The organism is Marinomonas lutimaris (assembly GCF_019426345.1).
Classification (GTDB): domain Bacteria; phylum Pseudomonadota; class Gammaproteobacteria; order Pseudomonadales; family Marinomonadaceae; genus Marinomonas; species Marinomonas lutimaris.
The window spans coordinates 82,059-95,129 of record NZ_JAHLLW010000002.1 but is presented as its reverse complement, the minus strand read 5'-3'; the positions used below and the strand labels follow the sequence as shown (position 1 = coordinate 95,129).

The following is a 13,071-nucleotide window of genomic DNA, read 5'->3' as shown; positions in this document are numbered from 1 at the left end:
CTGAACAGATATTTATGTGCGCGTCTTTCATGATGATAGAAAAGTGAGATTGTCACTCAGAGGCGTTATTTTGCCCTTTTCTATAAGACGAGAAATTACAATGTCGACAAAAACGAATAACAAGGCATCCGAATCTTCTTCAAATGCGATGCTACTTTTAATTACACGACTGCATTTTTATATTGGCCTTTTCATAGGCCCATTCATCTTTGTAGCGGCTCTCACGGGAACTATCTATGTGATTACGCCACAAATTGAAAACGCCATCTATAAAGATGTTCTAACAACACAAAGCGTGGGCGAGAATAAGCCTCTCTCCCAACAAATTGCAGTAGCGAAATCTCAGCTAACAAAAGATCTGACCCTATTCGCTGTTCGCCCAGCACCAGAAAAAGGTGATACAACACGCGTGATGTTTCTTGATAAAGAGGCTGAGCTATCTGGTGCTAGAGCAATATTTATTGATCCAGTCACACTTGAAGTGACAGGCAACTTACCTGTTTACGGTACAAGCGGTGTATTACCCTTTAGAACGACCATAGACTTTATGCATCGCCAATTGCTCTTGGGAGAGTTCGGTCGCTATTACAGTGAGCTTGCCGCATCTTGGCTTTGGATTGCAGCGCTTGGTGGACTTTTCCTTTGGTATAAGGGGGGCAAGAAAAACAAAGCAGAATTCGCGAACAAAACAGAACATCTGCGTAAGCGCCGCCGCCATTATCAAGTTGGTCTTTGTCTTTTTGTTGGCCTGATCTTTGTTTCTATTACGGGGTTAACTTGGTCAAAATGGGCTGGCGATAACATCAGTACTTTGCGCAATAGCATTGGCTGGATAACACCTTCAGTCTCACAAGACCTGACAACTATAGATCACAATATGATGATGTCAGATGAGCATGCAGATCATCTCAATCATTCAAGTCATCACAACATGCAGACAAAGAAGCAAACGGCGGAAAAATTTGAAAATGTTGATGCTCTGTTTGATGGTGTACTCAAGGCAGCAAGAGACGCAGGAATTGATGCCAATAAGCTAGAAATAAGACCTTCATCAACAAAAGACAAAGCATGGCGAGTAAGTGAGATCGATCGATCTTGGCCGACTCAAGTAGACAGTGTTGCCGTTGATGCTAGTACTATGACTGTCACCAGTCGTGCCGATTTTGCCACTTTCCCTATTGTTGCCAAGCTGATTCGCTGGGGCATTGATGCTCACATGGGTGTTTTGTTTGGTGTTGTAAACCAAATAATACTGACGGCATTTGGATTATCCCTATGCTTTATGATTATTTGGGGGTACAGAATGTGGTGGATTCGCCGCCCACAGGCCGGATCAACGTCTAAACCATTATTGCAAGCATGGGCAAGACTGACTGGTCCACAAAAAATAATCACCGTACTAATCGCCATTGCACTGGGTATAAGCATGCCAGTTATGGGCGTTAGCTTACTCGCCTTTTTATTAATTGATGTTTATCGCTGGAAGCGTCAATAACTTTATTTCTAGCAGCCCTATATTCATCGAGCCAACCATGGCTCGATGAATATTTTCTACCGAAACACCGAACATCTCCCTTCTGAACACCTTATTTTGGCTTTTTCTGGCCTCTTGGCTTGTTATCAGTAAAATACGTGCTCTTATTTCATCACCATCAGAATACTTATTTTATGGACACGCAGTCACTCGCAACACTTACTGAACACGTTTTGCTCAAGCTAGCCCAACTTCCACAAGGTGCTCAACGACTATTTCATGGGCGAGGACGCTGTTTTCCAGGTTTAGAACAGATCACAGTAGACTGGCTTGAAGGGCAAATCTTGGTAGCTCTATTTAAAGAGCCAACATTCGATGAACTAGACAAACTGAATGAAGAAATCATCAATTGGACAAATAAACCTGAATGGAACGATAGCAAAGCACAATCGCTATTACTTCAGCACCGAAGCCGTGAACGAAGCCCGACTGAATGCCTCTGGGGGAATTATCAAGAGCAACAGATCGTTAACGAAGAAGATCTACTTTTTCAGCTCGATCTAGGTAAGAATCAGAACTCAGGTCTTTTTCTAGATATGCGATACGGACGACGCTGGGTAAAAGAAAACAGCCAACACAAACGCGTACTCAATCTATTTGCTTATACCTGTGGCTTCTCTGTAGCTGCCATAACGGGTGGTGCAGATTTCGTGGTTAATCTAGACATGGCTAAAGCGGTTCTGAGCCGTGGCAGAGAAAACCACCGCCTCAATCAACATGATTTAAACTGTGTGAAATTCTTCGCCCATGATATTTTCAAATCTTGGGGCAAAATCAAAAAATATGGCGAATATGATCTTATCATTATAGATCCGCCTACATTCCAGCGTGGCAGCTTTGCTTTAACTAAAGATTATCAAAAAATATTGCGCCGCTTACCTGAGTTATTAACCGAAAATGGTCAAGTACTTGCCTGTGTCAACGACCCAAGCATTCCTGCGCAATTTTTAATTGATGGCATGCGTGAAGAAGCACCAAACTTAGAATATCAATATCGACTCGCTAATCCTCCAGAGTTTTTAGATATCGATATCGAAAGCGGACTAAAAGCACTTATATTTCAGAAAACATCTGATGAAAAGTTAACTAATTAAGGAAGCAACAATGTCTAAAACAACTGTCACATTCGAATACGAGAAAGAAACTAAAAACAGCGTGCGTTATCAAGAAGTACCTGAAGAAGGAAAAGCCCCAATTATGGGGTCGCTTTATGTACAGAAGTGGTTTGCGGGCAACAGCAAGACGCTAGAAATCACCATAGAGAAAAAAGACTAAGCAAAAATTCCTACTCTTAACTATGCAAACCCACTCGCCTTTCAGCCTTTCTACTATCTTATTTTAATGCGATTGAAGAAAGGCTGCTCTCCCTATTATCTCTACCCTAGACGAAAATCCATTTTTTCTCAAAAACACACTCAATATATGAAAAAAATATAAAAAAACCACAGCAAAAAACAAAAAACACACTAAAAATACTTTTTAATCCACAAAAGAAAAGTTGCTATAAAAAAAATAGAAACTAAGCTTATGCTTACTGTTAATTTAGCAAAAAGTGGCAATCTCAGATGAACTTGAAATTAGAATCATTATTAAAAATCAATAAAACATCCTATTTCCAATTGTCCATATTGATTGCTTTATATTATGCTTTAATTATAAACATTCCATTCTATATCAAGCTATACGATATTTTAGAAAAATCTAATTCTATGAATATTGGTCTTTTTTTATCCATGCCAATTTTTATATTCGCTATTACCAATATTTTATTCAATCTGATTAGTTGGCCCTATATTGCTAAACCAATTTTTATCTTCCTGATTTTAACCTCCAGCATAGTCAGTTATGTGATATATAATTATGGTATATCTGTCGATTATGGAATGATTCAGAACACCTTTGAGACTGATATTGGTGAAGCCAAGTCTTACTTAAGTGTTCACTCTATATTTTGGGTTACTATTACCGGTATCATTCCATCATTAGTGGTGGCTTTTGTGAAGATAAAAAAACGAGTTAGTATAATAAAAAAACTAGTATCAATCTTTATTTCTATTCTTATCATTCTTCTTATCGCTTTTTTTTACTTTAAAGATTTAAGCTATATTGGTCGGAAAAACAGTGAGTTGAAAGAAATGATCGTTCCAACCTACTACCTTTCAAGCTCTTATAAATACATAAGAAACACCTATTTTTCGAGCCCAGTGGTTTACAAAAAGATCGGTGAAGATGCAAAGCAAATCTCTAGCAACACGTCAAAAAAGCCAACGCTATTTTTCTTTGTTCTAGGCGAAACAGCACGTTCACAAAACTATCAATTGAACGGCTACCCAAGACCAACCAATGAGTACACTAGCAAACAAAATGTTATTTCATTTAAAGATGTCGCCTCTTGTGGCACAGCAACCGCCGTATCTGTACCTTGTATGTTTTCCGCTCTAACAAGAGAGGAATACCAGGAATCTATCGCCAAGCACCAAGATAATGCTATCGACATTCTTAAAAGGGCAGGTATTTCATTACTTTGGAAAGAAAATGATGGCGGTGATAAAGATGTCGCTGACAATATAACTAAAACAACATTAAATCGTGAAGAAATAAGTGAATTCTGTAATGGCAACAGCTGCTACGATATGGCTCTATTGGAAAACTTAGATTCCGACATTAACAACATGCAAGGCAATAGAATTATCTTTATACATTTGATGGGAAGCCATGGACCAAACTATTTTAAACGCTATCCAGACAATCAAAAAAAGTTCGCACCGGATTGTCAGAGAAATGATGTTGAAAATTGTTCTTCAGAAAGCATTATAAATTCTTATGATAATACCATTCATTATACCGATTTTGTCATTAGCAAACTTATTGACAAACTTAAAGGCGTTAGCGACCAGTATAATACTGGGCTTTTATATCTTTCAGATCACGGTGAGTCATTAGGGGAAAATGGCGTATTTTTGCACGGCCTTCCCTACTCATTTGCCCCAATTTACCAACGCAGAGTTCCGCTCATGCTATGGATGTCTGACGACTTCGAAAAAACCAAAAATATAGATCAAGCTTGCCTAAAAAATGAAGCTCAGAATAGTAGTATATCGCAAGATTACATCTTCCACTCTCTGCTTGGCATAATGGATGTAACAACATCCATCTATAAGCCAGAGCTGGATCTTTACAAAAAATGCCGAGCAATCAAGTAGAAAAACAAAAAAAACATACGCCATTTTTACCTTTTTTTTACTTTATTCACTATAAATTAGTCACATATAATAATTTATAGAGATAAGATATGCCAAAAGAAAAAAGCTCGATATTACGTGCTCTGTCTCCTCTCAGACCGTATTTGTTTTTTTTAGCTCTCACCCTGCTTTGCTTGTCCCTAAGCCGTTTGTTACTGATGATCTGGAAATGTGATCGAATCGATAGTATTGCCGATTGGATCACATTGCTTGGTTTCGGCTTACGTATCGATATCGCGTCCATCTCATACATCATTGGCATACCAGCGGTTATCAGCTTACTTATCTCTGGCATACCCTATATCAATCGTATTTGGGATTTTCTTACTCGAGTCTGGTTAACCTGTACCTTTGTTCTACTCATTTTCATGGAAGCTTCGACTCCAGCTTTTATTGAAGAATACAGTCTAAGACCTAACCGCCTTTTCGTAGAATATTTGCTCTACCCGAAAGAAGTATTTTCTATGCTTATTGAAGGCCATAAGCTCACTTTACTTCTAACCTCATTAATTACCACTATCACTGTTATTTTGGCCTACCAGTTTTTCCGAAAACAGAGCATAACCAACCGTCCGCAACCTAAATGGTTCGAGCGCCCCGTGTTAGTTGCGATCATTTTTTGCCTTGCTTTTCTTGGCGCTCGTTCCAGTCTACAACACCGACCAATCAACCCAAGCTATACCGCATTTACTAATGACCCTCTAGTCAACAGCTTAACGCTTAACTCGACCTATTCACTTATGTATGCGGTGAGTCAAATGGCCGATGAAGTAAGCTCATTTGAACTATACCCAAAAATGAATCAGGACAAGGTGATTACTGAAATTCATAAGGCTATGGGGCTAGAAAAAGATCAGTTTACATCAGAAGAATTTCCGACTTTGCACACACAACAAGCAACGTTACATTTTGATCGCCCAAAAAACCTCGTTATCATTCTTGAAGAAAGCTTAGGGGCACAATTCGTTGGCAGTCTGGGTGGACTTCCTTTAACACCTGAATACGATAAATTAGTGCCTGAAGCTTGGTCATTCAACAATTTATATGCGACAGGAACTCGCTCAGTACGCGGCATAGAAGCAGTTATCACTGGCTTTGTTCCTACTCCAGCGCGAAGCACAGTAAAACTCCCTAATTCACAAACTAACTTTTTCACGATCGCCAAGTTACTTGGTAAACAAGGTTATGACACCAATTTCATTTATGGTGGAGGGGCTCATTTTGATAATATGAAAACTTTTTTCTTAGGCAATGGCTTCAACTCCATTATCGAAGAGAAAGACTTTGTAAACCCAGAATTTGTAGGCTCTTGGGGAGTAAGCGATGAAGACCTTTTCACGAAAGCCAATCAAGACTTTGTCACAAAATCAAAGACAGGAAAACCTTTTTTCAGCTTGGTCTTTAGTTCCTCAAACCACGACCCATTTGAATTCCCTGACAACAAAATTGAGCTTTACAATTCACCAAAAGCGACTCGAGAGAATGCTGTTAAATACTCAGACCATTCAATAGGTCACTTTTTTAGACTGGCAAAACAAGAGGGCTATTGGAAAGATACCGTATTCTTAGTGGTTGCCGATCATGACGCACGCACCACCCGCTCTGATTTAGTGCCCATTCCAAGCTTTCATATACCTGCTTTAATCATAGGCGATGGAATAAAACCTAAAAGAGATAGTCGATTGGCTAGCCAAATAGACTTAGCGCCAACACTTTTATCATTAATTGGCGTTGATTCCGAACACCCAATGATTGGCCAAGACTTAACAAAAGTCGGTGATGATTATGTGGGACGGGCGATTACGCAATTCAATGAAAACCAAGCTTTCTTAAAAAACGGTAAAGTTGTTATATTGCAGCCGAAAAAATTGCCAAAAACCTTCAGCTATGAAAGTACGATCCTAATACCAGATGAAGACGTCAGTGAGGATTTAATAAACCAAGCCATTGCACATCCACTGTTAGGAACTTGGCTTTACAACGAGAAAAAATACGACATACGCAGAACCAAATAAGTCATCGTCATAAAAATGCCGAACGAAAGCTCGGCATTTTTATATTCAATTGATAACTCAAATTAGGATATTTAGGTTTTAGCCACGCCTTTCTGGTACGACAAAATTTGCCCTTTAAATGGCGACGCTAAGTAATTTGTCGCGCCAGGTTTTCGTTGATGATGAGAATAGCCCAAAAGAATCATTTTTTTACTGAAAGGAGCATGGTGGCCACGACCAGGGTCCACCAGTAACACCAAACAATTATCTGCCGCATGCTTTTCAATAAAAGCGGATAAAAGATCGACATGGAACCGTTCATACAAAATATCGCTGCCGATAATACAATCGTATTTGCCTAAGTCAGTACTCGGATCTTGCCAGCTCGCCCTAATAAAAGGTATCGGCGGATCGCCATTCAGTAGCGTATTTGCTTTAAGAAAATTGCCTGCTTCAGGGTGATAGTCCGTGGCCGTAATATTAGCAAATCTATGATTAAGCACCAAGCTTGCCAACCCAATACCACATCCAACTTCTAGTATTTTTAAACCATCAATTTCATGTTCAAACATTAGATGAGCAAGCACTTCACCAGATGGCCAAATCACGCCAAACAAAGGCCATACTGCAGATGAAATGCCAAGGTTTAACGCAATATTGTCGTCATCTGAAAACTCTTGATTATCACGCAGTGTACGCACATGAATATCGGTCTTATCAAACTCAATGGTTTGATAACGAACACGAAAGTGAGACATAGAAGCCCTAGATGATGCACGGAAATAGCAAACGCTATTAAACTGAAACACCATACTAGCTGTGTTATTTAAAATATCCTAAGTTTAGTTCTATCGCCCCTTTTCAGTATCTCATGCTTAATTAACCGACCAGCGCTCCAACAGGATATTAATAAATAGATCTGCCGCAGGAGATACCGATGTTGAACTGCGTTTGACAAGACCAATCGAGCGGTCAATTTTTTGGCCTTTGAGCGGTCTAGAAGTCAATACCGATGCACTACTTAATGGCATGGCTAATTTGGGTACAATAGATATGCCTAAACCCATTTCCACCAAACCAAGTGATGTAGACAGATGCTGAACTTCATAGAAGCTATTCAGCTGCACTTGATCTCTTGCTAGAGATTTATCCAATAAAATTCGGTTACCGCTGGCACGACCTACAGTAATCAATTTATACGGCTCCATATCCGTCCATGAAACTTCATCTAACTCACATAATGGGTGATCTTTACGTAAACAAACCACAAATGGATCATCAAGAAGCGGCGTAAAAGATACTTCTGGATGCTGAGCTATGGCCATATTTATACCAAAGTCCGCATCTCCACGAATAACTGATTCCAAACCATGATTGGCACTTTCGTCCAAAATTTGAATACGAATACCGGGATAACGTTCATTAAAGACATTAATAACACTGGGCAAAAAATAAAATGCAGCGGTGGGGATACAGGCAATAGTGACTTTACCTTTCTGCTGAGAAGCCATGTCTTTTATGCCTAGAACAGACAACTCAAACTCCTCTACCATGCGGCGGGCTTTTGGCAAAAACTCACGACCTACGGAGGTTAGCCAAGTTTTTCGAGTCGTTCGTTCAAATAATTGCGTACCTAAAATAGCCTCTAATTTTTGCATCCTCCGGCTCAAAGCCGGCTGAGATAAAAAGGTTAATTCAGCGGCATCATGAAAATTCCCTGTCTCCGCAATACGTATAAAGATAACCAAATCTTTAAATTCTATTTGATGCATTACCGCCCCCATTGATTCGTTTTACACATCAATTATGACGTATCTTTGCATTTGATGCACGAATATAGATTGTGAGACTTTAGCTACAAGCTATTACAACAACAAAGGTTTATCACAATGTCACAAACCATATCTTGCATCATCATGCGTGGCGGCACCTCAAGAGGACCCTATTTACAGATCTCAGACCTCCCTCAAGATCGGAATGCCTGTGCAGATGTTTTGTTAAAAATCATGGGATCCGGCCATGAGCTTCAACTTGATGGTATTGGTGGAGGAAATAGCTTAACAAGCAAAGTGGCGATGGTTGGCGCCTCAACTCACCCAGATGCGGACGTTGATTATTTATTTGCTCAAGTAGGCATAGTGGATAAAACGGTAGACTTTGCGCCAAACTGCGGAAATATGCTTGCGGGTGTTGCGCCTTACGCCATAGAAACTGGCTTATTCCCGGCTAGCGAAGGAACGACGACGGTACGCATTCATAATCTAAACACCGGAAAGATTATTCATTCAACAGTACAAACTCCTCAAGGCAAAGTAGAATATACCGGAAATACTATTATTAGCGGTACGAACTCGCCTGGCGCCCCAATTCAGTTAACATTTTTGAATGTAGAGGGCGCAAAAACAGGTAAGTTATTACCCACTGGTAGTGCTCTGAACATTATCGATTCGGTAGAAGTTACTTGTATTGATGCTGCGACACCAGTTGTTTTAATCCAAGCAAGTGATCTTGGAAAAACCGGCTATGAAACGCCAGCAGAGCTAGATAACGATATTGAGTTTATGACTCGTTTAGAAGTTATTCGCCTTCAGGCAGGTGAGCTAATGGGTATGGGGAATGTTTCAGACTCTGTGATACCTAAGCCTATTTTACTTTCTCCAGCTCGTTTTGATGGAACCATCAATGCTCGCTACTTTGTCCCACATAAATGCCATAAATCATTAGCCGTTACGGGAAGTATCGCTATTGTGACTGCGTGTTGCCTTCCAGGAACCGTAGCCTCAAAACTCATTGGTGATAAAGACTCCGAGTCCCATTTCACCCTTGAACACCCTTCAGGAAAGATCGAGCTTAGCGCTCAACGCAAGGAAGACAATTTATCTGCGTTAAATAGTGTATCGGTAATCCGTACTGCAAGAAAAATACTCTCAGGTACGGTTTATCTTAATTAACTATCAATACAAAAAATAATAAACGTATTAAACATTCATAAAAACAAGAAAGGTGAATTCAATGAAAAAACTTTCTAAGCTCTTAGGGGTTTCTGTCTTAACTTTTGGCTGCCTATTGGCGTTACCAACAAAAGCACAAGATACTGAACTTCCGTCAACCATTAACTGGACGATTCCATTTGGGGTCGGTGGTGGTACTGATGTTTGGGCTCGCTTTGTTGCTCCACATTTAACCAAAAGCCTACCAGGTAACCCAACTGTGGTTATAAAAAACCAACCGGGTGGCGGCTCTATCACAGGCACTAATCTTTTTTTTCAACGCGCAAAAAGTAATGGCGAGGATATCTTAGGAACATCGGCATCAACACTTTATCCATTTATGTTAGGGGATAAACGTGTTCGCTATAACTTTGACAAATGGATTCCGTTGATGGCTAGTCCAACTGGTGGTGTCGTATACGTACAACCAGATCTAGGTGTTTCTTCTGCCAATGATATTGCGAAACTTAACGGTGTTACTTTACCGTTTGGTTCTCAAAGCCCAACAGGTTTAGAACTACCCGTATTTCTGGCTTTCGAAATGTTAGGGCTTGATATAAAACCCGTTTTTGGAATGAAAAGCCGAGGGGCTGGCCGCCTTGCATTTGAGCGTGGCGAAGCCAAAATAGATTTTCAAACGTCTTCTGCCTACTTAAGCTCTGTCGTTGATCTTGTTGATAATAAAAAAGCGATTCCGCTATTTTCATTAGGCATTCTTAATAATAAAGGCGAAATCGTTAGAGATCCTGCTTTTGCAGACCTTCCGACATTTGAAGAAGTCTATTTCAAAAAATTTGGTAAACAACCATCTGGTATGGAATACACAGCTTATAAGAAATTCTTAGCGGCTGGATTTGCCTTCCAGAAAGTCATTTTCATCCCTGCGGATACACCAAGTGACATCATCCTTACATACCAAAACTCAGTAAAACAGATGCTACAAGATCCTGCCTTTATCAAAGATTCAGAGATACAAGTAGGACCTTATGAAAACGTTGTAGGTATTGATGCTGCTCAATATCTTAGCGATGCCATTACCGTTTCTCCTGAGTTGTACACTTGGATTTCCGATTGGCTAAAAACGAAATTTGATTACAAGCTGTAAGCTGTAGTTTTAAATTAGGAGTGATTGTTAATGATTGAGTTCCTCAGCGCCCTGGATCAAATAATGTCAGTTGCCCATCTAACCTACCTAATTGCTGGTGTATTGGTTGGATTAGTAGTCGGCATTATTCCCGGACTTGGTGGCATCGCCGGTATGTCCTTACTTTTACCTTTTTTATATGGGATGGAACCTTCCGTTGGTCTTGGTATGCTGATGGGACTCGTTGCAGTAATACCTACTGGTGATACTTTTACCTCTGTGTTAATGGGTATCCCTGGTTCAAGTTCATCGCAAGCAACAGTCATGGATGGCTTTCCTCTTGCGAAGAAAGGCCAAGCAGCTCGTGCACTATCTGCCGCGTTCTTATCATCAATGATAGGCGGAGTGGTTGGAGCAATAGTGCTAAGTGTCTTTATTCTCGTCGCTCGCCCTGTTGTTTTAGCCTTTTCCTCAGCGGAGCTCTTTATGCTTACGCTATTAGGACTAAGCGTTGTCGCTGCTCTTTCCGGCGCCAATGTTTACAAAGGCTTAGCGGCTTGTGGTTTCGGTCTTTTGGTAGGCGCTATTGGCGGAGCACCAGCGACAGGCGAGTTCCGCTTCACTCTAGATATCGACTATCTTTACGACGGCATTCCATTGGTAGTGGTTGGTTTAGGGATTTTTGCTTTACCTGAAATTATTAGCTTATTAGTGAAAAACAGTGCGATTGCCTCTTCACCAAATAAACTGGGACATGGCTTAAAACAAGGCTTTAAAGACGTATTCGCAAACCTTCCATTAGTGGGTAAATCCTCTATCTTCGGCAGTTTAATTGGCGCGATCCCAGGCCTCGGTGGATCAGTCGTCGATTGGATGACATACAGCTTTGCCATCAACTCGAGTAAAGACTCATCTCAATTTGGAAAAGGCGACATTCGTGGCGTCATCGCTCCTGAGTCTGCCAATAATGCCTGCGCATCAGGTAGCATGATTCCGACTATTTTGTTCGGTGTACCAGGCTCTGGCGCGGCGGCAGTTTTTCTAGGCGGTATGTTGTTGCTTGGTATCCAACCGGGCGTATCAATGATAACGACCCACCTTGATCTGACGTACACCATTATTTGGTCTCTTGCTCTGGCTAATATTCTAGGTGCAATTTTCTGTATTTGTTTTACGCGTCCTATATCGCTACTCACTTACATCAAATTTTCAGTACTGACACCTATTATTTTGACTCTTATCTTGTTTGCTGCCTATCAGGCAACACGAAGCTTAGGCGACTTTATTTTATTGGGTGTAGTGGCAACTCTCGGTATCATGATGAAAGGGGCAAATTGGCCTAGACCGGCATTTTTAATTGGCTTTGTATTATCTTCTGGAGCGGAGAATTACTTTTTCCAAAGCATTCAATTTTACGGTTACTCTTGGTTTTTACGTCCTGGGGTTATTGCTATTGCCGCACTCATTATTGTCGGTTTTGTCCTGCCCCCTATTCTGAAAAAAAGGAAGCAGAAAAGCGTTTTGAAAGAAGAGCCATCTCCACAAGAAGTCCAAAAAGACAATATCGTCAAAACGGTTTCTTGGACAGATTGGGGGATAATCGCAATTATGAGTGTATATGCCACTTATGCCCTTGCGAATATTTGGGACACATCTATGCTAACAAAAGCATTTCCCATGATTGCCATAGCAATTGTCTTATTTTCCGTAGTAATGATTCTGAGCAAATACATTAAAGAAAAACACACAAGGATACCATCAGACTTATCCATGCATTTGGTGTATATCGCTGGCTTCTTTGTCATTGCTTATGGGTATTACTTATTTGGCTTTATTTCAACAACCTTTGTATTTTCACTCTTGTTCTTGAAACTCTTAGCAAAAGTGTCTTATCTAAAATCAACGATTATTGCTATTGGTCTGGTTATATTCTTAGTCACTATTGGCAGAGTCATGAACGTGGACTTTCCAGAAGGCTTCTTTGACCCTTACCTACTAAACGCAATAAAAACCTTTATCTAAGTACTATCACCTTGAATCCCAATGCATTTTTACTTGCATTGGGATATTTTTTATAAAATATAGCCTCTACTATTCTTTTACAAATAGATCTCATTTCTTTTTCATGGTAAATTTGCCCCACTTAGGTGCACTTTTCATGCGCAATTTACATTTCCAACGGTAATATTCCGCAAAGTAACAGCGGCCATCCCCACAACCGCCGCAC

General features: G+C 40.3%; 10 protein-coding genes. 8 read left to right on the top strand and 2 right to left on the bottom strand.

The window, feature by feature from the left end; genetic code table 11:
* The first annotated feature begins 100 nt into the window (after positions 1-100).
* From KPL72_RS03355 to KPL72_RS03335, 5 genes are all read left to right on the top strand, one after another.
* Entirely contained in the window at positions 101-1,495 is a 1,395-nt protein-coding gene (locus KPL72_RS03355) for a PepSY-associated TM helix domain-containing protein (protein WP_219701869.1), read from the top strand.
* A gap of 173 nt (positions 1,496-1,668) precedes the next feature.
* On the top strand, positions 1,669-2,628 hold the full coding sequence (locus KPL72_RS03350; protein ID WP_219701868.1) for a class I SAM-dependent methyltransferase: 960 nt from the start codon (positions 1,669-1,671) through the stop codon (positions 2,626-2,628).
* 10 nt (positions 2,629-2,638) lie between these two features.
* Positions 2,639-2,809, top strand: a complete 171-nt coding sequence (locus KPL72_RS03345; RefSeq protein WP_012069620.1) for a hypothetical protein — start codon at positions 2,639-2,641, stop codon at positions 2,807-2,809.
* A 290-nt stretch (positions 2,810-3,099) separates the two neighbouring features.
* Positions 3,100-4,737: a phosphoethanolamine transferase gene (locus tag KPL72_RS03340; RefSeq protein ID WP_219701867.1), complete on the top strand. Its 1,638-nt coding sequence runs from the start codon at positions 3,100-3,102 to the stop codon at positions 4,735-4,737.
* Between the two features lie 89 nt (positions 4,738-4,826).
* A complete protein-coding gene (locus KPL72_RS03335; protein WP_219701866.1) occupies positions 4,827-6,791 on the top strand; it encodes an LTA synthase family protein in 1,965 nt (654 codons plus the stop codon).
* A 71-nt stretch (positions 6,792-6,862) separates the two neighbouring features.
* On the opposite strand, the gene KPL72_RS03330 is transcribed toward KPL72_RS03335, so the two are convergent.
* Entirely contained in the window at positions 6,863-7,528 is a 666-nt protein-coding gene (locus KPL72_RS03330; RefSeq protein WP_219701865.1) for a class I SAM-dependent methyltransferase, read from the bottom strand.
* Positions 7,529-7,645: 117 nt separating this feature from the next.
* The gene (locus KPL72_RS03325) at positions 7,646-8,542 is read right to left on the bottom strand and encodes a LysR family transcriptional regulator (RefSeq protein ID WP_212918607.1); all 897 of its coding nucleotides are present in this window, start codon (positions 8,540-8,542) and stop codon (positions 7,646-7,648) included.
* 117 nt (positions 8,543-8,659) lie between these two features.
* On the opposite strand from KPL72_RS03325, the gene KPL72_RS03320 reads away from it, so the two are divergent.
* The 3 genes from KPL72_RS03320 (at position 8,660) to KPL72_RS03310 (ending at position 12,866) form a co-directional block, all read left to right on the top strand.
* The gene (locus KPL72_RS03320) at positions 8,660-9,721 is read left to right on the top strand and encodes a 4-oxalomesaconate tautomerase (protein WP_219701864.1); all 1,062 of its coding nucleotides are present in this window, start codon (positions 8,660-8,662) and stop codon (positions 9,719-9,721) included.
* A gap of 61 nt (positions 9,722-9,782) precedes the next feature.
* On the top strand, positions 9,783-10,865 hold the full coding sequence (locus KPL72_RS03315; protein WP_212918606.1) for a Bug family tripartite tricarboxylate transporter substrate binding protein: 1,083 nt from the start codon (positions 9,783-9,785) through the stop codon (positions 10,863-10,865).
* Between the two features lie 30 nt (positions 10,866-10,895).
* Complete coding sequence (locus KPL72_RS03310; RefSeq protein WP_212918605.1) at positions 10,896-12,866, top strand: tripartite tricarboxylate transporter permease; 1,971 nt, start codon at positions 10,896-10,898, stop codon at positions 12,864-12,866.
* Positions 12,867-13,071: the final 205 nt, after the last annotated feature.